Source organism: Halorubrum sp. SP3 (assembly GCF_005435195.1).
Classification (GTDB): Archaea; Halobacteriota; Halobacteria; order Halobacteriales; family Haloferacaceae; genus Halorubrum; species Halorubrum sodomense.
On the sequence record NZ_SGTU01000003.1, the window covers coordinates 223,975 to 247,743 of the forward strand.

General features: G+C 70.1%; 21 protein-coding genes and 2 tRNA genes. 7 read left to right on the top strand and 16 right to left on the bottom strand.

Annotation, left to right across the window (positions count from 1 at the left end; genetic code table 11):
* Positions 1-7 precede the first annotated feature (7 nt).
* From EXE42_RS03840 to EXE42_RS03860, 5 genes are all read right to left on the bottom strand, one after another.
* The gene (locus EXE42_RS03840; protein ID WP_092923701.1) at positions 8-490 is read right to left on the bottom strand and encodes a DUF456 family protein; all 483 of its coding nucleotides are present in this window, start codon (positions 488-490) and stop codon (positions 8-10) included.
* Positions 491-563: 73 nt separating this feature from the next.
* Complete coding sequence (locus EXE42_RS03845) at positions 564-1,145, bottom strand: DUF2150 family protein (RefSeq protein WP_137694441.1); 582 nt, start codon at positions 1,143-1,145, stop codon at positions 564-566.
* Between the two features lie 84 nt (positions 1,146-1,229).
* On the bottom strand, positions 1,230-2,087 hold the full coding sequence (locus tag EXE42_RS03850; RefSeq protein WP_137705931.1) for a TatD family hydrolase: 858 nt from the start codon (positions 2,085-2,087) through the stop codon (positions 1,230-1,232).
* A 104-nt stretch (positions 2,088-2,191) separates the two neighbouring features.
* Entirely contained in the window at positions 2,192-3,232 is a 1,041-nt protein-coding gene (locus EXE42_RS03855; RefSeq protein WP_092923712.1) for a ring-cleaving dioxygenase, read from the bottom strand.
* Between the two features lie 86 nt (positions 3,233-3,318).
* Positions 3,319-4,209 carry a hypothetical protein gene (locus EXE42_RS03860; protein WP_092923715.1) on the bottom strand — a complete coding sequence of 297 codons (891 nt, stop codon included), beginning with the start codon at positions 4,207-4,209 and terminating at the stop codon, positions 3,319-3,321.
* A 173-nt stretch (positions 4,210-4,382) separates the two neighbouring features.
* Here EXE42_RS03860 and EXE42_RS03865 point away from each other — a divergent pair, with 173 nt between their 5' ends.
* Positions 4,383-4,748 carry a cupin domain-containing protein gene (locus EXE42_RS03865; RefSeq protein ID WP_137694442.1) on the top strand — a complete coding sequence of 122 codons (366 nt, stop codon included), beginning with the start codon at positions 4,383-4,385 and terminating at the stop codon, positions 4,746-4,748.
* A gap of 3 nt (positions 4,749-4,751) precedes the next feature.
* Here the strand turns inward: EXE42_RS03865 and EXE42_RS03870 are convergent, their stop codons facing one another.
* Both EXE42_RS03870 and EXE42_RS03875 read right to left on the bottom strand, forming a co-directional pair.
* Positions 4,752-5,090 (bottom strand): hypothetical protein, encoded by a 339-nt coding sequence (locus EXE42_RS03870; protein ID WP_092923721.1) that lies wholly within the window; start codon positions 5,088-5,090, stop codon positions 4,752-4,754.
* A complete protein-coding gene (locus tag EXE42_RS03875; RefSeq protein ID WP_137705932.1) occupies positions 5,087-7,534 on the bottom strand; it encodes a penicillin acylase family protein in 2,448 nt (815 codons plus the stop codon). The genes EXE42_RS03870 and EXE42_RS03875 overlap by 4 nt, the downstream gene beginning before the upstream one ends.
* Before the next feature lie 90 nt (positions 7,535-7,624).
* Here EXE42_RS03875 and EXE42_RS03880 point away from each other — a divergent pair, with 90 nt between their 5' ends.
* A complete protein-coding gene (locus EXE42_RS03880) occupies positions 7,625-8,365 on the top strand; it encodes a molybdopterin-binding protein (protein WP_092923724.1) in 741 nt (246 codons plus the stop codon).
* A gap of 405 nt (positions 8,366-8,770) precedes the next feature.
* Here EXE42_RS03880 and EXE42_RS03885 read toward each other — a convergent pair whose 3' ends face one another.
* The 4 genes from EXE42_RS03885 to EXE42_RS03900 form a co-directional block, all read right to left on the bottom strand.
* Complete coding sequence (locus EXE42_RS03885; protein ID WP_092923727.1) at positions 8,771-9,490, bottom strand: SDR family NAD(P)-dependent oxidoreductase; 720 nt, start codon at positions 9,488-9,490, stop codon at positions 8,771-8,773.
* A 74-nt stretch (positions 9,491-9,564) separates the two neighbouring features.
* Positions 9,565-9,870: a hypothetical protein gene (locus EXE42_RS03890; protein ID WP_137705933.1), complete on the bottom strand. Its 306-nt coding sequence runs from the start codon at positions 9,868-9,870 to the stop codon at positions 9,565-9,567.
* Between the two features lie 109 nt (positions 9,871-9,979).
* A complete protein-coding gene (locus EXE42_RS03895) occupies positions 9,980-11,470 on the bottom strand; it encodes a carotenoid oxygenase family protein (protein WP_137694443.1) in 1,491 nt (496 codons plus the stop codon).
* A gap of 139 nt (positions 11,471-11,609) precedes the next feature.
* Positions 11,610-11,684: transfer RNA gene (locus EXE42_RS03900), tRNA-Val, on the bottom strand.
* 83 nt (positions 11,685-11,767) lie between these two features.
* Between EXE42_RS03900 and EXE42_RS03905 the strand changes: the two genes are divergently transcribed.
* On the top strand, positions 11,768-12,295 hold the full coding sequence (locus tag EXE42_RS03905) for a hypothetical protein (protein ID WP_092923735.1): 528 nt from the start codon (positions 11,768-11,770) through the stop codon (positions 12,293-12,295).
* A 38-nt stretch (positions 12,296-12,333) separates the two neighbouring features.
* On the opposite strand, the gene EXE42_RS03910 is transcribed toward EXE42_RS03905, so the two are convergent.
* Positions 12,334-12,609, bottom strand: coding sequence for a hypothetical protein (locus EXE42_RS03910; RefSeq protein WP_092923738.1), 276 nt, complete (start codon positions 12,607-12,609; stop codon positions 12,334-12,336).
* A 126-nt stretch (positions 12,610-12,735) separates the two neighbouring features.
* Entirely contained in the window at positions 12,736-13,692 is a 957-nt protein-coding gene (locus tag EXE42_RS03915) for an alpha/beta fold hydrolase (RefSeq protein WP_092923741.1), read from the bottom strand.
* A gap of 156 nt (positions 13,693-13,848) precedes the next feature.
* Between EXE42_RS03915 and EXE42_RS03920 the strand changes: the two genes are divergently transcribed.
* Both EXE42_RS03920 and EXE42_RS03925 read left to right on the top strand, forming a co-directional pair.
* The gene (locus EXE42_RS03920; protein ID WP_092923744.1) at positions 13,849-15,375 is read left to right on the top strand and encodes a sulfatase-like hydrolase/transferase; all 1,527 of its coding nucleotides are present in this window, start codon (positions 13,849-13,851) and stop codon (positions 15,373-15,375) included.
* Entirely contained in the window at positions 15,375-15,794 is a 420-nt protein-coding gene (locus EXE42_RS03925; protein WP_137694446.1) for a GtrA family protein, read from the top strand. The genes EXE42_RS03920 and EXE42_RS03925 overlap by 1 nt, the downstream gene beginning before the upstream one ends.
* An 81-nt stretch (positions 15,795-15,875) precedes the next feature.
* Here EXE42_RS03925 and EXE42_RS03930 read toward each other — a convergent pair whose 3' ends face one another.
* Complete coding sequence (locus EXE42_RS03930; RefSeq protein ID WP_092923750.1) at positions 15,876-16,577, bottom strand: TVP38/TMEM64 family protein; 702 nt, start codon at positions 16,575-16,577, stop codon at positions 15,876-15,878.
* A gap of 141 nt (positions 16,578-16,718) precedes the next feature.
* Between EXE42_RS03930 and EXE42_RS03935 the strand changes: the two genes are divergently transcribed.
* Positions 16,719-18,068 (top strand): sodium:calcium antiporter, encoded by a 1,350-nt coding sequence (locus EXE42_RS03935; protein ID WP_092923753.1) that lies wholly within the window; start codon positions 16,719-16,721, stop codon positions 18,066-18,068.
* A 42-nt stretch (positions 18,069-18,110) separates the two neighbouring features.
* Here the strand turns inward: EXE42_RS03935 and EXE42_RS03940 are convergent, their stop codons facing one another.
* Positions 18,111-18,905 carry a DUF429 domain-containing protein gene (locus tag EXE42_RS03940; protein WP_092923756.1) on the bottom strand — a complete coding sequence of 265 codons (795 nt, stop codon included), beginning with the start codon at positions 18,903-18,905 and terminating at the stop codon, positions 18,111-18,113.
* A gap of 124 nt (positions 18,906-19,029) precedes the next feature.
* On the opposite strand from EXE42_RS03940, the gene EXE42_RS03945 reads away from it, so the two are divergent.
* Positions 19,030-23,106 carry a pentapeptide repeat-containing protein gene (locus tag EXE42_RS03945; protein ID WP_158293691.1) on the top strand — a complete coding sequence of 1,359 codons (4,077 nt, stop codon included), beginning with the start codon at positions 19,030-19,032 and terminating at the stop codon, positions 23,104-23,106.
* Positions 23,107-23,259: 153 nt separating this feature from the next.
* Here EXE42_RS03945 and EXE42_RS03950 read toward each other — a convergent pair.
* Positions 23,260-23,332: transfer RNA gene (locus EXE42_RS03950), tRNA-Pro, on the bottom strand.
* Positions 23,333-23,769: the final 437 nt, after the last annotated feature.

Below are 23,769 nucleotides of genomic sequence, written 5' to 3' on the forward strand. Positions count from 1 at the left end.
TCCGTCCTCAGCGGACCGCCAGCGCGAACGCGACCGTGACGCCGGCGAGCAGGACGGCCTGGACGAACGCGCTGGCGAGGGCGCCGACGGCCGCGTAGGCCGCCTGCCGAGCGGCCTCGCGCGTGTCGCCGTCGTGCTCGTCGAGGGCGGCGACGAAGACGGTGCCCCCCAATCCGACGACGAGCCCGATCGGGCCGAGCGGGATCAGGAGCGCGATCCCGACCAGCGTCCCGACGACGACCGTCCGGGTCGAGGCCCCGCCGAGCCGCCCGGAGACCATCCCCGACGCGACGTCCGCGGCGGCGGCGAAAAGCGAGACGACGACGAGCGCGACCGCCACGGCGAGGCTCGGCTCCGCGAACCCGGTGGTGTACGCGTAGCCGACGACGGTCAGCGCCGCGAGGACGCCGCCCGGCACGAGCGGGACGAACGAGCTGGCCGTCCAGACGACGAGCAGCGCGATCGCCACCCCGGCCGCGAGAGTCACCATACGGACCGGACGCTACGTGCGCTGAAAACACTTCACTTCGATCGACCCGGCGGGGACGGGTCCGCCGACGCCGTTAGTCCTCTTCCTCGACGACTTCCGGGTCCTCGATGGCCGACTGGAGCGAGTCGAGCCCGTTGACCCATTCGGAGACAAGCCCGTACGCCAGGTCCTCGACGAGCTCCATGTCGAGCGCCTCGCCGTCGATGACGCGCGTGCCGGCCTGGACGACGTAGCCGAGCGCGGCGTCGAGGTCGTCGCCCTCCTCGGCCTCGGCGGCCGCGCGCACGAATTCGCTCACGTCGCCCTCCACGACGCCGCCGACGACGTACTCCTCGGCCGCGTAGAAGACGGGGACGAGCGAGGTCTGGACGCCGTCGATCAGCATCACCTTGTCCTCGTCGTCGAAGTCGACGTCTGCGAGGACGATGTCGCGGATGTCGTGGATCTCCTCGACGGCGCGGTCCTCGTCGATGCGGTCCTCGTCGAACGCGGCCAGCACCTTCACCACGGCGATGGCGGCGTCGTCCTGGAGGTTGAGGAGGAGCCGCGCGGAGTCCTCGTTCTCGGGGTCGAGGTCCTCCTCGGCCAGCCTGTCGAGCCAGTTCTGCCAGCGTTCGTCGGTATAGAACGTTTCGACGGCGTCGTCGTCGGTCATGTCCCGTACGTCGCCCGGACTACTCAAATGCCTTTCCTATCGATCGCCGCGCGAGACCGCGTCTCACCCGTGAGAATCCCGGATTCAGGGCTCCCGTTCGAGCGTCGACTCGGTGTCGATCCCGTACACGTCCCGGGGCGTCTCGACGTGCGCGCGCCGGACCGCCTCCTCGTGCCCCTCTTCCAGCAGCCAGCGCACCCGCCGCGGGACGGTCTTCGGCCCGAGGACCATCCCCGGCCGGTCCGGGTCGTCGACGTAGTCGGTCTCCATCAGGAACGGCTCGCCCGACTCGGCGGCGCGCTCTAACCGCTCCTCGTCGCTCATCACGCTCGGCGTGACGCCCGCCAGCTCGCCGGCGGCGTAGTGTTTGACGACGTTCGCGGGGTCGAGGCCGACCGCCTCCGCGACCGCGGCGAGGTCGGTCAGGTCCTCCGTGGCCTCGGTGTGGAGCTGGACCGCGCAGTCGACTTCGGCGCCGAGCTCGAACGCGCGGCGCGTGACCGCGTTCGACGCCTCCCACACCGCGTCGCTCACGTCGTAGTGGGGGCGTCCGGACTTCAGCGCCAGCGCGTCGCCGTCCGCGACGTACTCGCTCGCGACCTCCAGGCCGCCGCGCATGAGGTCGCGGGCGTCCTCCGGCGAGAAGCCGCGCTCGTCGACCAGCCGGCTGATCAGGCCGGGGTGGACGCCGAGGACGGGCCACGCGCGCCCCGGAAGCGCCTCCGTCGCGGCCGCGACCGTCTCCAGCGTCTCCTCGAAGACGGCCCGGAACTCCTCGGGCTCGTCGGGCTCGACGCCGAGCAGCCACGAGGGCTTGTTCACCACGAGCAGGTGGGTGCCGCCGAGCCGCGCGAACTCCTCGACGGCCTCGATCCCCCGCCCGTGTCGCGGGTCGAGGTGGAGGTGATCGTCCAGCACGGGCGTGCCGAGATCCTCGGTCATGGGGGTCCGTTCGACCGCGCGCGATTAGAAGGATCGGTCTCGGGCGGGATCGGTCTCGGGCGGGGGGATCGCGTTCAGCCCGGGGTGGCGCGCCGAGACGCCGCTCAGTCGGCGCGGTTCGCGGCGAACTCCGTCTCCGGCCTCGGCACCGTCACGTCGTCGAGCCCGGCCTCGATCTCGTCGCGGCGGTCCTCGAACCGCCCGGGTAGCACCAGGCGCTCCCCGAGCGCGTCGAGCGGTTCGTCGCTCGCGTACCCCGGGTCCGCGGTGGCGAGCTCGAAGAGGACGCCGGCGAACTCGCGGAAGTAGACGGAACGGAACCAGTGGCGGTCGATCTGTTCCGTGGGGCGTAATCCCAATGACGCCACCGCGTCGCGCGTCCCGGACTGGTCGGCGTCGGTCGGCGTCTGGAACGCGACGTGGTGGACGGTGCCGCGGCCCGAGCTCCCCTGCCGGTCCGTCTCGACGACGTCGACGTACTTGCCCACGGCGCCGCCCGCGGCGAAGCGAGTTCGGTCGTTACCGGTCGCGGCGTCCGCCCCGGACTCGGACTCGGTCAGCCCCATCGTTTCGAGGAGCCCCTCGGTGCGCTCGGCGTCGTCGAGCCACAGCGTCACCGAGTGGAAGCCGCGGATCGCGGCCGACTCGGGGACGAACGCGGTCCACGCGGTCGTCGGGTCGTCGTCGGGGATCTCGACGGCCACCAGCTCGACCGGGAGCCCGTCGGGGTCGCGGAAGGGGAGGACCGTCTCGCCGAAGCGCTCCTCGCGGGCGTCGTAGTCGACGCCGCGCTCGTCGAACCGCTCCTCCCAGTAGCCGAGGCTCCCCTCGGGGACGCGGAACGCGGTTCGGGAGACCTGCCCGGCGCCGACCTCGCCTTCGGGGAGGTCGGTCCACGGGAAGAACGTCATGCTGGTGCCGGGGGTGCCCTCGGCGTCCCCGTAGAAGAAGTGGTACGTGCCGGGGTCGTCCTGGTTGATCGACCGCTTCACCAGCCGGAGGCCGAGCGTCTCGACCCAGAAGTCGAGGTTCCGCTGGGGGTCGCCCGCGACGCAGGTCACGTGGTGGATTCCGGGGGTGGGCGTCGGGCCGTCTCCCGCCGCGCCCTCGGCGCCGGCGTCGGTGGAATCGGATTCGTCCGTCATAGTACCCGATACGTGGCCCAGGGACTTGAATCGGCGCGGACACGGATGTTACCGGGTCCTCGGCCGCGACGGAGCGGACCGACGGCTCACCGCGTCCGCGCCATCGCCCGCTCGATCCGGTCGCGGAGCCCGTCCAGTCGCTCGCCGACCGAGCCGACCGCGGCGAGGACCGGGTAGGTGACGTCGAGGTCTTGGTAGCAGTACGCCGGCAGGTCGACGTCGTCGCTCAGCGCGAGCCGCCGCTCGTGCTCCGCGAGCACGCGCTGGCGGCGGGCCGCGATCCGGTCGCAGTCCCCGTGGAGCGCCTCGATTCGAGTCCGACAGGCGTCCAGCGCGCCGAACCCCGGCGTTCCGGCCTCGGTTTCGTCGTCGCTCTCGCTCCGGGGCTCGGCGTCGCCGCCGAGTTCGTCGCGGATCGCTTCGATCTCCGTCCGGATCGGGTCGAGTCGGGACTCGGCGCGCTCGACCGACTCGGTCTCCGATTCGAGCGCGTCGAGGAACGCTTCGCGCTCCTGGACCGCGGTCTCGGCGGCGCTCAGCAGGGAGCGCTTGTACTCCTCGTGGAAGTAGTCCGTCCTGGTGAGCGCGTACGCGAGCTCGGGGCCGAACTCCTCGACGACGCTCCGCTCGTAGGTGTCGTCGTACTCCGCCTCGTAGTGCGGGACCGACATCACCGTCGCTCGGTACGCGTCCCGCACCGCGACGAGTCGAGAGCCGGGAGAGGCGGTCCCGCGGCCGGCGCCCCCGACGGAACCCTTCACCGAACCGCCGGCTAGGCCTCTGACACCGGCGAATCCGTCACCCCCCGAGGCGTCCGACGGACCGGTGCTCACGCTCTCGTCGGGTATCGACGACACGCGACCGCGGAACGCCCGAAGCGCCTCCCGCTCGTCGACGGTCCGGCGGCGCTCGATCCGGAGGGCGGCCCGCGCCGCACGGACCGGGTCGTTCCCCTCGTCCGCGTGAGTGGCTGCCATACGTCGCCGCACGCCGAGCCTCCTAGTAAACGCTTATATGAGGGGTATCGCGGCCGCCCGAGCGGTTCGGACCGCTCCGGAGCGGTATATATCTCTTCGCCGTCGAACCCGCGGCCGCCCGATCGCCGGCGCCGGTGGACAGCAACTTTACCGCTCCGCCGCCGAGCGTGGCCATGGAGAAGGTCTCTCTCGCCGAGGCGTTCGACTCGTTCGACGAGACGTGGTCGCCGCGGCTCGCGGGCGAACTCAACGGGCAGGCGGTCAAGCTCGCGAAGGCGGACGGCGAGTTCGTCTGGCACCGACACGAGGCGGCCGACGAGCTGTTCTTCGTCCACTCCGGGCGGCTCCGGATCGAGTTCCGCGAGGCGGCCGACGCGGTGTTGGAGGCGGGAGAGTTCACGATCGTCCCGCGCGGGACCGAACACCGTCCGGTCGCGGAGCCCGAGGCCGACGTCGTGCTGTTCGAGCCGAGCGAGACGCGCAACACGGGGAACGTCGAGAGCGACGAGACCGTGACCGAGCCGGAACGGCTCGACTGATCCTCACGGCGCGACGGCGCGCGCGACTGACCCGAACAGGGGCAGCCCCAGCCCCGCGCCGACCGCGACGTACACGACCGGCCGCATCCCCGGCACCGCGGCGGCCGCCGGGCCGAGCGAGACCGCGAACGCGACGAGGGAGGTCACGCCGGCGCCGAGCGCGTACGCGACGCCGCGACGGACCGTCGGCGCCGCGAGCGAGGCGAGGGCACCGGCCGCGATCAGCCCGAGCCAGTGGGCCGACGCGAGCGCGACGCCGACCGCCGTCGCGGCGACGAGCGCGACGGCGTGCGGTCGCGGCTCCGTCCTGACGCGGTCCAGGAGCGAGGGCGAGCCGCTCATCGCGACTCCTCCGTCGGCTCGAACCGCACCGTCGGCCCGCCGCCGGCGCCGAGCGGCATCGGGCGCTGGTCGTTGTCGAGCCACCGCCGGAGCTGGTCGTCGTAGTGCTCCGAGAAGTAGTCGCCCGAGTTCCCGCCCGGCAGGACCGCCGTCGCGTCGGTCCCCGGGCGCACCACCATGCGCCAGCTCGACCCGACGGCGGACTCGACGCGGTAGTTCTTCACGGTCGCGGACGAGCCGTCGGCGGGCAGTTCCTCGTAGTTCAGGAACGGCGCTTCACCGCCCAGCGGGTGGTCCATCGCCCGGGTGGTGTTGTAGTCCCCGTACGCCTCCCAGCCCGCCTCGTCGGTTTCGTCGAGCGCGTCGCGGAGGGCCTCGACCGCGAGGTCCGCACGCGAACGCCCGTCGAACAGCGGGTCGTCGCCGGGGAGGCGCGCGAGCGTCCAGTCGCTCGGGTAGTACGCCTCCCCGAGGTCGGCGTCGGAGAAGGCCGGGTCGAAGACGCGCTCGCGGAACTTCGGCAGGTAGCGGGCGAAGAGCAGCGCGGCGCGGGAGTCGCGCCGCATCCGGTACTCCCACTCGTCGAGCGCGTTCGCGGCGTCGACGAGCGCCGGATCCGGGTCGGCCCCGGCGCGGACGGCGGCGACCAACTCGGGGACGAACTCCGGCGCGCGGCCGTCGCGAACGTCGCTCTGGAGCGCGCGGTGGAAGTCGGGGTCCGTGGCGCCGGCCCCGCTCCCGGGGTCGTCGGCGTCGTCGAGCCGGTCGGCGATCCGCGCGCCGCGGTACGGGGCCGCGTAGTGCACGCCGACGTAGTGGACCGGGTCGTCGATCGGGCGCTGATTCGCCGTCGAGAGGGTGTCGGGGTCGATCGCGTGCGGCTTCTCCGCGAAGGGGACGAAGCCGTCCCACGAGGACTCGCCGAACGGCTCGAACCCCTCCCACTCCCCCTCGCCCGCGGAGCCGTCGAAGATCCGATCCCCGGCGACGACCTCGCCGTCGATACGGCGGATCGGGAGCCGGCCGGTCGCGAAGTAGAGCGTCCGCCCGTCCGCGTCCGCGTACACGAGGTTCTGGGTCGGCAGATCGAAGTCGCGGGTCGCCTCCAGCAGGTCGTCGATCCCCTCGCTTCGCCCGTACGCCTCGATGGCGGCCGTGGTGCGCGTCGCGGTGTGGCCGGTCCACGCGACGCCGACCGTGCGCCCCTCGCGCTCGATCAGCGGTCCGTGGACGGTGCGGCGCACGCGGAGCTCGCGGTCCTCGCCGCCCGCGACCGGGATCGCCTCGCGCTCGTCGGTCTCGAACGGGCGCCACTCGCCGTCGTACCGGTAGCGGTCGCCCGCGTCGTCGATCTCGTACCGGTAGCAGTCGAGGACGTCGGCGCCGAGGTTGGTGAACGACCAGGCCCCGCGGTCGTTCGCGCCAGCGATGACGAACGGGACGCCGGAGAACGTCGCGCCCCGGACCGACCGCTCGGGGGTGTCGACCGACTGCTCGTACCACAGCGGCGGCGCCTGTAAGGAGAGGTGCGGGTCGTACGCGACGATCGGCGTTCCGCTCGCGGTGTGCTCGCCCGAGACGACCCAGCTGTTCGAGCCGACGCCCGTCGGGGACTCGAAGCCGGAGAGCCAGTCGGTCAGCACCGGGCCGACCGGATCGGTCGATCCGAGCGAATCGACGGGCGAGCGGACCGAAGCGCGGTCGGCCCCGCGGAGTGCGGACGCCCCCGCTTCGGACAGCCGCGTCTCGGTCCCGTCGAGGATCGTCTCGTCGTGGTCGTACCGCCTCGGAAACAGCGTCGCCGCGCGCTCCGCACCGAGGCGGTCGGCGACGAGCGCGCGCCGGAGTTCGCCGAAGTTCCCGGTGAGCGTCCACGAGATCTGTTTCTCCATCAGCATCGAGTCGACGGGGGTCCACGGCGCGGGCTCGTAGCCGATCAGCTCGAACTCAAGCGGGAGCGGCAGGTCCCTCATCGCCGCGTTGACTCCGTCCGCGAACGCCTCGACGAGGGGGCCGGCGCGGGTCTCGGCCACGACCTCCCACGTGGCCTCGGCGGCGTCGGCGAACCCCATCGCGACGTTGAACTCGTCGCTGTCGAGGGTCGCCTCCCCGACGACCTCGGAGAGCCGGCCGCGCATGGCGCGGCGCTGGAGGTCCATCGCGAACAGCCGGTCGAACGCCTGGCAGTAGCCGACCGCGAAGTACGCGGCTGGCTCCTCGTCCGCCTCGATCCGCGGGACGCCGAACTCGTCGCGGGCGACGCTCGCCGCCCCGTGGGGGCTCTCGACGGTCTCCGGGAGCGACCGGTCGGCCGCGTCCCACGCCTCGCCGGACAGCGGGGCGAACGAGTCGAGGAGGTCGGCCGCGTCGCTCGCCGCCAGCCCGGCCGTGCCGGCCGCGAGGGCGCTCGCGAGGACCGCGCGGCGCGTGGTATCGCGCGTCACCTCCCGACCGAGGCCGCGATCCCTCATTATAATTTGGATCGGATCGGGCGCGGGAAACGTACATCCGTCGGCCGGCCGTACGGCCGATCGATGGAGGTCGCGCTGATCACGGTCGGGGACGAACTGCTCTCGGGCGACACGGTGAACACGAACGCGAACTGGCTCGCCGCGGAGCTGAGCGACCGGGGCGTCGCCGTGAAGCGGATCCTCTCGATCCCGGACGAGAGGGCCGAGATCGCGGCGCGCGTCCGGGAGTACGCCGACGACTTCGACGCGGTGATCGTCACCGGCGGCATCGGGAGCACCCCGGACGACGTGACGGTGGAGGCGGTCGCGGACGCGTTCGACCGCGAGATGGTCGTCACCGACCTCACGCGCGAGTCGGTCGAACGGCGGCTGGCCGCGATCCGCGAGCGGGTGCCCGACCGCGAGTTCGACGTCGACGTCGCGGCCGAGGCGGCGGTCCCGGCTGGGAGCCGACCGCTCGTGACCGAGGCGGGACTCGCGCCGGGCTGCGTCGTCGAGAACGTCTACGTCATGCCGGGAATTCCGGACGAGCTGAAGGCGACGTTCGAGACGGTCGGGGACGAGTTCGCGGGCGACCGTCGCTCGCGGTTCCTGTACACCGTCGAGCCGGAGTCGAACATCATCGCCGCCTTAGCGGAGGCGGCCGAGCGGTTCGACGTCGCCGTCGGCTGTTACCCCGACCGCGAGGCCGCCCACAACCGGTTGAAGGTGACCGCGACCGACGACGACGCGCTCGACGCGGCCGCGGCGTGGCTGCTGGAGAACGCCAACGCGAGCGAGACGCCGGTGTCGCGCGACTGGTGAGGACGGGTCGCGTCGGACCCGTCCGGGGACCGTCTGCCCGCGTTCGTGGTCGGTCCGGCGGTCCGAACACACGGCCCCGGTCGGGTTTCGTACGAGTGCGATTCATCCGGACACACGACGGTACGCGCCGCAACCGTGGTCCTCGCCGGCGACGAGTCGCACGCCGACTACGGTCGCCTCGCGAACGCCTCGGAGGCGGCCACGGAGTTCGCGGAGAACGACGACGACGAGATCATCACGTTCTGACAGACGCCTCGGACCGCCGGCGACCGGTGCGCCCCGGCGTACAGACGCGTCGCCCCGGTACTCCCCCGACTGCGACCCCGACTCCGACCGCGTCACCGAGTCCGACTCCGACCGCGTCACGGCGTCGTTCCAGACGCCCCGTCATCTGCGCCCGCGTCGCTAGATGAACTCCGAGGGGTTCGGCCCGTTCGTGACGTGGACCTCGAACGGCTGCGTGCCGACGTCGTCCCGCTCGACGAGATGCCAGTACGTCTCGGCCAGCTCGTCGGGGTCGAGGAACGTCTCCGCCTCTCGGTCGGGCTGGCGCTCGCGGGCGTCGGGCGAGTCGATCTGTCCGTCGATCACGACGTGCGCGACGTGAACGCCCTCGCCGCCGAACTCCTGGGCGATGTCCATCGCCATCCCGCGGGCGGCGAACTTCGCGGCCGTGAACCCGATCGCGCCGCCGCGGCTCCGCACCGCCGAGGTCGCGCCCGTGAAGATCACCGTCCCGCCGCCTGTTTCGAGCATGTCGTCGACGGCCTCTTGCGAGCAGACGAACGCGCCCCGGCCGTTGACCGCCCACGCCTCCTCGAACGCCTCGACGCTCGTGTCCATCAGGCCGGTCCACGACGCGGCGCTCGCGTGGTTGACGAGGACGTCCACCGGCCCGAACGCCTCGCGGACGGTCTCGAACCCGTCCCGGACCGCGTCGACGTCGGTGAGGTCGGTCGTGACCGCGAGCCCCTCCCCCGGGTCGGGGAGGTCGGCCGCGAGCGCCTCGACGTACTCCGTCGAGCGGGCGAACAGGGCCACCCGACACCCCTCCGCCGCGAGCTTCCGCGCGAGCGATTCCCCGAGCCCCGGACCGACGCCGGCGATCACTGCCGTGCGAGTCATGTCTCCGCTAACGGGGGCCCGGTTGAAAACGATGTGTTCGCGGCGATTCGGCTGCGTCCGTAGCAGCGCCGCTCTCAGGGCTCCGGTCCGTCGACGCCCCCGTCCGTCGAGGACGAGGGCGTCCGCTCGAGCGGGTGGCCTCGTGAGGTGACGCCGTCGAGCCGGACGATCCGCCAGCCGTCGCCGCGACATCGGACCGGCTCCAGCACGGCCGTGACGGTGTCTCCGCGACCGAGTTCCCGGAGCCGCTCGCAGACCCCCTCACTCGCGTCGATAGCCTGGTAGGCCCGCCCGTCGACGCCGTACAGCGTCACCCCACCGTCGCGGTTCGGTTCCGCCGCGACCGTACATCGCCGTCGGACCACGTCGCTCGCTTCCATGGGTCTGAGGGCCGTCCCGATCCGTCATAAAACGAACTATGAGGCCATCGTACGCCGATAGATGGCTATTGAGCACTACCGACGCGACCCGGACGAACCCCGACCGAGTTCACTCGGCCGGCTTCGCCCGGAGCTCCGGGAAGTACCGGCCGTGGAAGTCGAACGGGACCGCGTGCGGTAACGTCGCCCGAGCGCGCAGAGAGAGAGTCTCGCCGTCGAGGACGAGCAGGCGCGACCGGTCGGCGTCGACGTCGAGCGCGACGGTCACGACGACGCCGTCGTCCTCGGCCTCGCCGTCGGGCGCCGGGACGAACAGGGGCTCGCCGAAGTAGTCGCCGCCGTCGTCGAAGGTCCGGACCGCGTCCGTCTCGGCGTCGACCTTCACGACGCGTCGCGCCCACTCCGTGACCGGGGTGTCCATCCCCATCGCGTAGACGTAGCGGTGAGAGCGGCACCAGCGCGCGGGCGACGCGGTCGGCAGCGCGCTGCCGCCGTCGAACAGGCGTTCCCGGGACACCGCCGCGTCGCCGCCGCCGTATCGGTTCGCACCGATCGCCGATCCGAGGTCGACGGTGAACCGTTCGATCCGACCCGCCATGGTCCCCATCTCGCCGGCGCGGACGTTCTCTAAGTACAGCGAGTCGATCGCGGTCGCGTCCGGGATCGTTTCGAGATCGAAGACCACCTCGGTCCCGCCGTCCCGCTCGAAGGCGTTGACGTGGTGAAACCCGAAGAACGGGTCGGTCGTCGGGTCGGCGACCACGTCGCCCGTCGTCCGGTCCAGCACGACGATCCGCGTGCCGCGATCGGGCTCCCACTCGAACTGTTCGATGAACGGGGGTTGCCGGCCCGGCTTCAGGAACCGACGCGGGTCGAGTCGGAGGGGGAACTCCGTTAGGACGACGTACCTGGGCGTGAGCGCGAAGCTGTGCATGTACGCCGGCTCGTCGGTGTCGACGCTGCCGACGTGGCGACGCTCCCCGTCTCGGGTCCACGCCGTGACGTGGTACCGGCTCGTCCGTCCGAACTCGGTGTCGACCGTGACGAGCGCCCCCGTCGCCGGGTCGCGCTTGAAGTGAGCGCAGGAGAGCTGGCCGCTCGGCGCGTCGCCTTCCCGGTCGACGTGGCCGGCCGTCGCGAGCGTGTTCGGGTCGACCCCGACGCCCCGCGGCGACTCGGTCAGCGCCACGTACTCGTCGCCGATCCGCTCGGTGACGATGTTCGCGTTGTCGTACGGCTCCGCGAGGAACGTCGCCAGCCGCGAGCGCAGGGTCGTCTCGCCGGTGGCGAACCCGCCCTCGAACTCGCCGCTCGTCGCCGCGTCATACGCGTCGCTCCGGAGGAAGCGGTTGCGGTAGTGGACCGCGTCGCCGTCGCCACCCGAAACCGAGTCTGCGCGGTCCCCCGGATCGAAGGTGAAGCGGTACAGCATCGCCAGGCCGTCGAACCAGTGGTCCACGTCGCTCCCGTCCGGGAACGAGAACGCGCCGGGACCGTTCCGGATCAGACTGCCCCGGAGCCACGCGGGCAGATCGCCCCGGACCGGAATCGACGCGGTCGTCTCCTCGTGAAGCGAGTGGAACCCGGCGTGCGAGACCATACAGGCTACGGGGGCGCGGCGGGCTAAGGTCTGACGGCGATCGCTGCCTCTCCTACATCGCCGCTGCGTTCCGTCGAGAGGATCCGGATGAGAATCCTTGACCTCTCAGTAGCTCCTTCACGAACGTCAGGAAAGCGGATGGGTTGGGGCGGATTCGAACCGCCGGCCTGCTCCGTGTGAAGGAGCCGTCATAACCTAGCTAGACCACCAACCCGTCCATGTCGAGGTATCCGACCTCCGGACTTAAGAGTTACCTTACGCCGAAGCTTCATTCTGGGGGCGCCCGAATCGCCCGCCGTGACCCATGAACTCCGCTTCCTCGAGCGGCTCCGCCAGCACGTCGCGAGCCTCCTCCACGCGCCGCTGTCGCTCGTCGGCCTCTACGCCGAGCGGAAGACGCCCCGCGAGCAGTACGCGTTCACGGTCCGCGAGCCGTACCCGGTCGTCGAGGCGCGGCTCCACCGGCTCGGGTTCGTCCGCAACCTCGTCTCCTCGCTCAAGTATCGGGCGTACGCGACGCCTCCGGAGACCACCGTCGCGAGTTGGGTGCGGTATCCGGAGGGCGCGCTCGCGAGCGACCACCAGCTTCACCTCGCCTTGTACGCCGGTTCGGACCGTTCGACGACGGACGTGTACGCCCACTGGGAGCCGTCGTGGATCCGCCACCCGATCCGGCACTACCGCGCGACCGACGTCGACGCGCAGAAAGGCATCGAACGGGCGCGGTCGCTGTTCGAGGACGCGGGCATCGAGTACGCGGTGCTACCCGCCGAGCAGCGAATCGGCGGCGACGCGGCCGCGACCACGGGGCCGCCGCTGAAATAGGTCGTCGTCTTCGGGCCGTTCGACGGGTTCGGTCGGCGTCACTCCGCGGCGGCGTCTTTGCCGCGGTACTCGGCCACGCGCTTCCGGGCGGACGCGACCGCTTCGCGGGCCTCACCCTCGGCGCGGTCCTCGAGTTCCTTTAAATCAGCCTGGAGCCTGTCCAGCCGTGAGGGTTCGGGCTCCTCCTCCTCGTCGCGACCGACGATCTCCTTCACACGCGCCTCAACGGGCTCTAACTCCTCTACCACGCCGGCTTTCGCGTGTTCCGCCGCTCGACCGAGGTAGTACCGTGCGTCTTCGAAGTGCTTGCTCATATCTGTCCTTTGGTTGAGGGCAGATATAATCTTTGTGGCCGCGTCGCGAGGACAGTATTCGGCGCACCGGGTCGATCGGAGTCCGAAGGGTCCGCCGAAACGTCGGACCCGCGGGCCGAATCGGCTTCACTCCCGCGCGCCCGGGGGCAGCGGGTCGGCGTGGTCCGCGATCGCCTCGGCGACGCGGTGCGGGTGTTCGTGGACGACCCAGTGGGTCGCCTCGTCGATCGCGAGCAGTCGGCCGTCGGCGCAGCGCTCGACGCTCTCGTGGGCCAGCCGGCGCGCGAGGAACCGGTCCTGCGCGCCCCAGATAACGAGCGTCGGGACGGAGACCGCCGTCTTCGCGGGCTCGGGGCGGTCGCGGACGATCGCGCGGTACCAGTTCACCATCGCCTCGAACGCGCCGTCGCGGTCCCACGCCCGGCGGTACCGCCGAAGGTCCTCGTCCGCGAAGGTGCCGGGCGCGCTCGTGTCGCGTAACGCGTTCGTCGCCAGCCGCCAGTTCCCGGCGCTCGCGACCGCCTCAGGCAGCTTGGGAAGCTGGAACGCGAGCACGTACCAGCTCTTGAGCCGCTGGTCCCACGAGGTCCGGAGCGCGCGCTCGAAGACGCTCGGATGCGGCACGTTGACCGCGACCAGCTCCGAGACGCGGGCCTCGTGGTGGAGCGCGAGCCACCACGCCACCGCGGCGCCCCAGTCGTGGCCGGCGACGGCGGCCGTCTCCCGGTCGTAGGCGTCGATCAGGCCGACGACGTCGCGCGCGAGCTCGTCGATCCGGTAGTCGCGCACCGCCGGCGGCTTCGCGGAGCAGTTGTAGCCGCGCTGGTCCGGGACGACGACGCGGTAGCCGGCGTTCGCGAGCGGCGCGATCGCCTCGTGCCAGCCGTACCAGAACTCCGGAAAGCCGTGAAGCAAGATCAGGAGCTTCCCGTCCTCCGGGCCGGCCTCGACGACGTGGAGCGGCACGCCGTTCGTCTCGACCGCGCGGGACCGGCCCGGAACCGAGTCCGGTATCTCGTCGTCGGGGACCGGTTCCGGTAGCGCAGCCTCGTCGACCGGCCGGCCAGCGGGGGCGTCGTCCATACCGATCCCGTGTGTCGGTACCGGCAAATAGGTACGCTCGCCCGGGGTGCGGGGGATCGAAATCCTCAAGCGGCTGGCAGCCGCGATTCCGAGTATATAACGAACTCCGGCGTTCGACCGCGGTGAGCGCGTTCTCCGGGGATTCGCACGTGCCCTATGACAGCCGATTCGTCGACTCCCTCAGCCGCGGACGCGGACGCGTCGAGCGACGACGCGACCGTCTCGAACGTCGTCCTCGTCACGGTGGACTCACTGCGTGCGGACGCCGTCTCTCCGTACGATACAGCGCGTCAGTCGCCCGTTATCGACGGCCTCGCGAATTCCGGGACCGTGTTCGACCGCGCGTTCGCGACCGGCAACTGGACCCCGTTCTCGTTCCCCTCGATACTCGCCTCGGAGCCCGTGTTCGCCCGGTCGGGCGATATCGGCGTCGACGAGTCGGTGACCCTCGCGGAGGTGCTCTCCGACGCGGGAATCGCGACCGGGGGGTTCAACGCCGCGAACGGCTTCCTCACCGATCACTGGGGATACCCCGACGGATTCGACGAGTTCGAGCCGTTCGTTACGAGCGTCGGTTCCAGCGTTTACAGCCGGTACCTCGCCGCGCACCCGACGGTCGAAGCGTGGATCCAGCTCGCGACCTCGCCGGTCCGCCGGCTCGCGTCGAAGCTCCGCGGCGACGACGACGACCGCCCGTTCCTCGACGCCTCGCGCATGTTCGACGTCGAGGACGCCGCGATCGGGTTCGTCGACGACACCGACGAGCCGTTCTTCCTCTGGGTCCACTACATGGACACGCACACCCCGTACGTCCCCGCGCCGCGGTACATCCGCGAGGTCTCCGACGGCATCGTCGGCACCCATCGGATGCTTCACGCGCACACCCGAACGAGCCTCGGCCTCGAAGTTGGCGAGCGGACCCTTCGCGAACTCCGGACGCTGTACCAGGCGACGGTGCGACAGGTCGACGCCAGTATCGGCCGGCTGCTCGACGCGTTGACCGACGCGGGCGTGGCCGACGACACCGCGGTGCTGCTCGCGGGCGACCACGGCGAGGAGTTCCAGGACCACGGCCACCTCGCACACTACCCGAAGCTGTACGACGAGCTGATCCACGTCCCGCTCGTGGCGGAGGTCCCCGGGCTCGACGGCGGGCGCGTCGACGGCCACGTCGGGCTCGACGCCATCCCGCCCACGGTCGCCGACCTGCTCGGCGTCGACTCCGCGCCGGAGTGGCACGGCGAGTCGCTCCTGCCGGCGCTCGGCGGCGACGACGCTCCGTCCGAATCGGGCGATCCGAACGGCGACGCGCTCCCCGACGACCCCGTCGTCTCGGTCACCGTCCGCGGCGAGGACGTGACCCAGCAGCCGATCCCTCGATCGCTGTCCGACGGCGACCTGTTCGTCAGCGCGCGCGACGACGACTGGACGTACATCGAGAACGTCGACGCCGGCGAGCGCGAGCTGTACCATCGCCCTTCCGACCCGACCCAACAGGAGAACCTCGCGGTCGACCCCGACGCGGAGGCGCGAGCGGTTATCGACCGGTTGGCGCCGGTCGTCGACGACCACGCGAAACTGCTGCGCGAGCGCGGCGCGGCGGCCGCCGAGCGCGGCGCGGCGACCGACGACGAGGTCGACGAGGACCTCGAAGCCCGCCTCGAAGCGCTCGGGTACAAGTGATGATTCGAGCGGTCCTCCGCGACCTCGCGAGCGGGCCCATCGCGGGCCAGATGCGCCGCTTCGTCGTCGGCGCGCTCACGGCCGGGCTCCAGATGGCGCTGCTGTGGCTGTTCGTCGACGTCGCGGAACTGAACCTCTACGTCGGCGCGACGGTCGCCATCGAGATCACGATCGTCTGCTCGTACGTCCTCAACAACGCGTGGACGTTTCGCGCGACCCGGAACACCGGCGTCGCCGACTACCTCTCGGGACTGCTGAAGACGAACCTCGTCCGCGGCACCGCGATCCCGATCCAGCTCGGCGTGCTCGCCGCGCTGGTCAGGTGGGTCGGCGTCATGTACCTCGTCGCGAACGCGGTCGCGATCCTCGTCAGCGGGGTCTACCGCTTCGTCCTCGACTCACAGTGGACGTGGGGGTGAGGCGGACGCCGACTCTGAGCGCGGTCCGCGGGCACTCAGAAGCGCGGTCCGCGGGCACTCAGAAGCACGGTCCGCGGGCGCTCAGAAGGGGAGCCGCGGCTCGAAGCGCTCGACCAAGTCACGCACCGCGTTCTGTTTGTAGTAGCCGACGGCGGACGCGACGACGACGACCGCGACGAGCGCAACCGCCGAGAGGAACCGGCCGCTCGCGAGTTCCCCGCCCGCGTACACCGTTATCACGTAGGCGGGGAGCCGACCGACGGCGATGACGGTCATGAACGTCGGAAGCGACCACTTGGTGAGCCCGCTCAGAAAGCAGATGGCGTCGTCGGGGAGCCCGGGAATGATGACGAACGCGAACAGCCCCGGGACGCCGACCGTGTCGACGAAGTCGTCGAAGCGGGCGACCACGTCCTCGTGGAGGACGCCCTCGACGAAGGAGCGACCGTACCGTTTCGAGAGCGAGAAGGCGACCGCGCTGCCGATCAGCACGCCGGTGAGGCTGTAGACGGTTCCCCAAAACGACCCGAAGAGGAACCCCGCGACGAAGGCGAGGACCTGTCCCGGTATCGGCGCGACGATGACTTGGAGGGCCTGGATGCCGATGAAGACGACGGGGGCGAAGAACCCGAACTGGTCGAGCCACGTGCGGAGAGCCTCAGCGTCGGTGATGAACCCGGCGTACCGGTTCACGAGGACGTAGAGCCCGACCGCGAGGAGCGCGACGCCGACCGCGGCCGCGATCCCCCGCCGGCGGTCCGCCCGCGAGGAGAAGAGTTGCATTCAGGTGATAGCGGGTGACAGAGGGCCTTGAACCTTGCCAACGGGACGACCACCTGCGACGGCTCGGACCGTGTCCGGGACGGCCGTCGCAACGTCCGGCCCTTTATGTTCTCGTTCGCCGTCGTGGGTACTGTCCCATTCATGTCCAGCCGGCTCCGACATCCGCTCGTCTCCGTCGCTCTGACGTTCGCCGTCACGCTCCCGTGGATCGGGACGTTCTTCTCGTACGGCGGGTACGGCACCGTCCATCCGGGAGAGAACATCACGCCGCTGGCCGCCGTCCTCGTCTCCGGGCTATCGATCCTCGGCGCCGCGTTCCTGCTCGCGTGGGCCGCCGAGACCGCCGAGAAGGACGTTCCGCAGGCGTTCGCGATCGCGGTCCTCGCCGTGCTCGCCGTCGCCCCCGAGTACGCCGTCGACGCGCTGTACGCGTGGCAGGCCGGCGCCGGCTCGGCCGCGGCCGGCAACCTCGCGGTCGCGAACATGACCGGCGCGAACCGGATCCTCATCGGGCTCGGCTGGTCCGGTATCGCGCTGTTCACCATCTACCGCGCCGCGACGACGAACGACGCCGCGGTCGAACGACGGTCGGGGACCCTCACGGACGCGGTGACCCTCGACCGGGACCTCGCGACCGAGATCACGTTCCTCCTCGTCGCGACCACGTACGCCTTCTTCATCCCGCTGAGCGGCGGGATCGGCCCGATTGACACCGCTTTCCTCGTCGGACTGTTCGTCCTGTACATCTCCATCATCATCCGCGGCGACGTCGAACCGCCGGCCGCTCACGTCGGCGTGCCCGCCTACTTTCAGGAGTACCCGAAGGCGCGCCGGATCGGCGTCGTCCTGTTCGGGTTCGCCTTCTCGGGCGCGATCATCTTCACCGCGGTCCACCCGTTCGCCGAGGGGCTCGAGCAGCTGGGGCTCCAGTACGGGATCCCGGAGTTCTTCATGATCCAGTGGCTCGCGCCGCTCGCCTCCGAGAGCCCCGAGCTGATCGTCGTCGCGTACCTCGTGAACAAGGCGCGCTCGACCGCCGGCTTCAACGCGCTCATCTCCTCGAAGCTCAACCAGTGGACCCTACTCATCGGAACGCTCGCGGTCGTGTACTCCATCTCGGCCGGCTCGATCGGGACCCTCTCGTTCGACGCCAAGCAGGCCGCGGAGATCTGGATCACGGCGGCCCAGAGCTTCTTCGCCATCGCCATCATCGTCAACTTCGAGATCAGCGCCCGGGAGGCGGTCGCGCTGCTCGTCTTATTCGCCACGCAGGTGATGGCCGAGTTCTACATCATTCGGACCTACGCCGAGCCCGCCGCGACCGAACTGAGCATGACGGTGCTGTACGCCTTCACCGCCGTCTACGCGGTCCTCGGGATCGCGCTGTTCGTCAAGCGGCGGCGGAGCGCGAACGAACTCGTCAGACGCACGGTGCGGACGGCACAGACCGCGTTCGGCCGCCGGGAATCCCTCCCCGAACGCGAGGACTGAGCGAGCCTCCGGTCGCTTTTCGATCCGTCGATGTCGGCGCGGTCACGCCAGCGGCGCCGCGCTCCAGTACGCCATCCGCATCGGAATTCCCTCGGCGTCTCGGTACTCCGCGCCGGCCGGCAGGAACCGGAGCTCGTCGACCGGGTAGCGCGCGACGACCGCCAGCCCGAGCGCGTCGACGGCGTCGTCGACGGTGGGGTCCGCGGCGTCGGCCTCGCGCCCGCCACCGATCGCCTCGGGGTCGCCGGCCAGATCCCGGCAGATCCGCCCGAGCGCGGCGCCCGGGTCGTCGAGGTGCCCGTCGAGCGCGTCCAACCGCTCCCCGACGCCCGGCGCCGTCGTCTTCGAGCGCTCGAGGCGGCTGCCGTCGAGTCCGCGGAAACACACCTCCGGGTGCGCCTCCATCACCTTCTCGCGCGCCGCCTCGTCTTCCCGGAGGAACGCGTCGACCTCGCCGACCGCCGGCGCGATGTGGTACGACTGGCGGCTGAGGCCCTTGTCGAGGTCGACCCGGTTTCGCTCGCTCACCGTCTCGTAGTCCGCGCCGGTCCTCGCGGCCTCGCACGCGCCCCGCGACGGAACGGGGAACACGCTGCTCGGGCGCTCTGCCGCCGACCGCGCGGCCGAGTCGACGGCCTCGCGAGCCGCCAAGGTTTCCGCGTCGTCGGGGAGTCCGATCGGCACGTCGACCAGCATTCGATCGACGCCGTCGTCGCCGTTCCACAGCGCTTCGAGGTCGCGTTCGAGGCGGCACTCCGGCTCGCCGTCCTCGTCGATCGCGACTGCGAGCCACGCCCCGCCCGCCCAGTCGACGCCCGCGACGGTCTCGGTTGGCATGTCGTCACCGTCGGCGGTGTCGGTAATAAACCGTGTCAGATCGAGTGACAGCGAGCCCGGACCGACCCCGGGCGGTCGTCGAAGCTCACCCACGCTTATATTGCTCGCTCTGAACGGGGCACACATGCGCGAGGACGCACCGCTCTCGGAGTGGGCGGAGACGGCCGCGAGCGATCAGGACGCGGTCGTCGAACACGTTCCGGAGGTCGTGGCACTTCTCGACGACGACGACGCAACGGTTCGAAACGACGCGGTGACGGTCCTGAGCCGGGTGGCAAAGACGCGATCGGACGCGGTTCTGGACGCCCTTCCGGCACTGATCGAACGGCTCGAGGCCGACGATCAGAGCGTGATCAGACACAACAGCGCGCTCGCGCTCAGCCGGCTCGTGGAAAACCGCCCGGAGGCGTGTCGAGACGCGATCGAACCCCTCGTCAGGGGGCTCACGGACGGCGACGGCGACGTCCGTGAGAAATGCGGGAGAGCGCTCGACAACTTCGGTCCCGACGCCGCGGGCGACATCGAGGATGCGAGCGTGAGAGCTGTCGAAGACGCCGCCGACCGGACAGGCGCTGAGACGTCGACCGAGCGAAACGAGGCGACACTGGCGCTCACACGCCTCGCGCTGAGATATCCCGAGGAAGTCGCCACGCACACCGAATCGCTCCGCGACCGGCTGGACGACGAGGACAACGTGGTCAGGTACCACGCTACGCTGTGTCTGAATCGGATCGCCAAACGGCAACCGCACTTGGTAGTCGAGGCCGTCGAGCCGCTGGCCGACCGCCTCGACGATCCGGATGCGGACGTGCGAGCGCTCGCGAGCGAAGCGCTGGCGTCCGTATCCGAAGACGCTCCCGGGGCCGTGACCGAAACGAGCGGTGCGCTCGCCGATGCGCTCACCGACAGTAACGACGAGGTCCGTGCCCACGCGGTCGGCGCGTGTCGCGCGCTCGTGGCCGAGTACCCCGACGTGGTGCTGCCGGCGCAGTTCGAACTCGTCGACCTGCTCGCGGACGCTCGCGGGGAGACGCGGGTGGACGCAAAGAAGGTGCTCCACGGCTTGGCCGACGCGTACCCCGACGAGATCGCCGACGTGCTCGCGAGTACCCGCGACGAGGACCTCGACACGAGCAGCGTCGACGCCGTTCACGGAGAGATAGAGGCGGTCGCCGAGGACGCCGACGGAGCGAGCGCGACGGACGCGGAGCCGCCGGCAGGCGACGAGGTGGCCGACGAAGCGGGCGAGAAGCTCCGGGAGCTGGCGGCGGTGATGGAGACGGCCGGGGCGGAGACGCTGGCCACGTTCGACGACGACATGCTTCGGGAGTTCCTCACGTTGACGGACTCGATCGACGCCGAGGCCGTCTCGGGCGTCGACGCCGGCGACCTCGCGGAGATGCGCGAGACCGTTCGGACCGCGCTCGACATCGACGGGGGAGACGGCCGCGAGGCTTCCGACCCGGCGACGGACGGCGAGGTCGGTGCGATCGAGACGGGCTGGGACGAGGACGCGCGCGTCGACCCCGCCGCTCGCCCGGACGACGGCTGTTCGTACGGACGCGACCTCGGAGAACACGCGCGGGAGCAGGACGACGACGTCTGGACCTGTCACCGGAGTCCGCGGGAAGGCGGCGAGTACTGTCTGTTTCACGCCCCGGTCGAAGACACCGACGACGAGGCCGTTCGGGACGCGTTCCTCGAAGCGATTCAACGGCCGGGACGGGGGCCCAAGGAGTTCGTCGGCGCTCGGTTCGGCGATCTGAACCTCTCGTTCGACATCGTAGACGGGCCCGACAACTACCCGATCGATCTCAGGTACGCCACCGTCGAGGGGTCGATCAACTGTCGGCGGGCAGAGTTCGGGCAACCGCTCTGGTTCGAGGGGGGAAGGGTCGCCGGCGGGATGAACTGTAACGTGGTGACGTTCAAGACGTGGGCGTCCTTCGAGGGGACGACCATGGAACACGCGTGGTTCGGGAAGTCGGAGTTCCGTGACGGAGTCTCCTTCGACAACGCGACCATCCGCGAAGAGGCGCTGTTCACCGGGGCGACGTTCACGGATCGCGGAGACTTCGAGGGAGCGCGGTTCGGCGCCCACGCGGAGTTCTCTCGGACCGTCTTCGATTCGGCGTCGTTCGAGCACGCACACGCCGCGGGGACACTCGACCTCGGACACGTGGTCTGTGATCGCTCCCTCAAAATGGGAGCGATCGAGGCCGAAGACGATATCAAAATCCGGGGCGGCCGGGTCAGGAATCTCAGACTGTCGGACGCCGACGTCGACGGCGACGTCTCCGCGTCGAAGCTGACCGTCGAGAAGACGATCCACGCCTCGGACGCACGGGTCGGTGGAACGCTGTCGGTTTCGAGCGCAGAGGTCCGGCAGGACGTACTCTGCCAGGACCTGACCGCGGGGGGCGTCGACTTCGACGCCGCCTCGGTCGCGAAGCGGTTCTCGTTCCAGCGGACGCGCGTCGCCGGGGACTGCGCGTTCAGTGGGGTCTCTTTCGGGGACGTGACGACGTTCCAGGGGGCCGAAATCGACGGCGATATGGACCTCTCGCTCGGGACGTTCGAGGAGCTGCTGACGCTGCGGGAAGCCGAGGTCGGCGGCTCGCTCGAGGCCAGTTCCGCGTCCGTGGGCGAACAGGCCGACTTCGTCCACCTCGACGTGGGTGGCGACTGCGACCTCTCCTCCGTCACGTTCGGCGGGACGGTCATGTTCTTCGAGGGGACGATCGAGGGCGGGTTGGACATCTCGTCGAGCCGCTTCGAGGGGCAGCTGTCACTCTCGATGACCGTCGAGGGCGAGTTCGACGGCGACGTCGCCCGCTTCGAGGACGACGTCAACGTCGTCGACACGTCGGTCGGGGGTCCGACGACGTTCAGCAACGCGACGTTCGGGCGAGACGCGCTCTTCCAGCTGTGCGAACTGCGGGACGCGTGTGCGTTCGACGACGCGGAGTTCGCCGAAGACGCGTCGTTCGCGCAGACGGTCGTCGAGGGGCCGGCCTCCTTCGAGACGATCACGGTCGGCGGCGTGGCGAACTTCGACGGCGTGAACTTCGAGTCGGGGGCCGCGTTCTTCGGGTCGACGTTCGCCGATCTCACGTGTCTGGGAACGCGGACCGGCGACGGGTCGGTCGTTGACATGCGGAACTGTGAGATCGCCGACGGGGCGATCGCGCTCCCGGACGACGGCGACGTCGCCTACGACCTCGCGAACGCGGAGCTCGGCGCGGTCGAACTTTCCGACGGCCTCGGGGAGACGAGCGACGTGGACCTCTTCGAGTACTTCCGGTTCGCGAACACCAGCTTCGACGGGTTCGACTTCGGGAACTACAAACAGGAACTCGCGGAGGCCAACTGGCAACTACACACCACCGTTGACGACGCGGAGTTCGTGAACCCCGGAAGACAGGACCTCATCGACGCGCTCGCCGTTGAAGACGAGCTGGACGAGGTCGACGACAAGCTGGACGGGGAGCTCTTCGACGAGGTCGATCACGTCGGGATGCTCCAAGAACAGACCGGACTGGACAGGGCAGTCATCAAGGAGATCGCCGACGCCGAGGATGCCTCGGAGATGCCGAGCAGCGAGGCGCTGTACGAGATGACCGGTGACGAGGAGTTCCGTGAGACGACGACGGCCGCCGACCTCGAAAACACCTACCTGAAGGCCAAAAACGGCGCGGATCAGGTCGGCGACCGACACGTGGCCGCGCAGTTCTTCGTTCAGGAAATGAAGTACAGGCGGGCGAAAAACTACCGGTTCGTTCGAGACCCGGATCAGGACCCCGATGTGCGACTCGTCTCGGCGGGCAAGTGGTTCGGAAACTACCTGCTGCACCAGTCCTGCGGCTACGGCGAACGACTGTGGCGAGTCATCTACGCCTCCGTGGTCGTGGTCGTCGGATGGAGCTTCATGTACGCGACGCTCACGGAGGGGACGTCCGGAGACGCGGCGGGGCTGACCACCGAGGGACTCGACGGCCTCTCGCAGCTCGCGACGCCCGAGGGCGCGGACATCATGGTGAAGAACCTCTACTTCAGCATCGTCACGTTCACCACTCTCGGGTACGGCGACATCCAGCCCGTCGGGACGCTGTCTCGGTTCCTCGCGGGCTTAGAGTCGTTCCTCGGCGCCCTTCTGGTCGCGCTCGTGGTGTTCGTCCTCGGTCGCCGCGTGTCGTGGTGACGCTCGGTGACCGATCGCGAACGGGGCGTCGATCGATAGCGCTCCGTCTCGGCTTCAAAACGATCCACTGAGACGCCTCGGGGCGGCCCGTTGAGACACCCACGTGGCCGCGGATACCTGTCAGTAGAGGCTGGAAAAAGTATATGCGGGAAGTGGGCCGGCACGAATTTGAATCGTGGTTACGGCCACCCGAAGGCCGAAGGATACCAAGCTACCCCACCGGCCCGCACTCGATTGAAGGCCGCTCGTTCTTTTAATCCTTCCGAAAGGGGGGCGATCGGAGAGGTACAGTCAGCATGCGGATCAATGATGTCCGGGAGGATTGACGGCAGCCACGGGCACCGCCGAAGATCCCTCGTTCATTCATAAGTGTCAGAAAAGCAGATAGACGGTGGACACCACCAAAGCCCCAGCCGCTCGCTTATAAATAGTTGATTTCGGATCCTCGGTGGACACCACCAAAGCCCCAGCCGCGAGGCCGACGTACGCTCGCTGCGTTCCTCAGTCGGTCGCTAACGCTCCCTCCTTGCGGTACTTGTGTCGCCTACGTCGGCCTCGCGGCTGCCCCTTTGAGTCCCACCCGACCGCGATCGCACCGCAGCCTCACGCCTCCCCAGCCTCGCGGCTCACGCTTCGCGGCTTCGCCGCTCGCGTTCGCCGCGT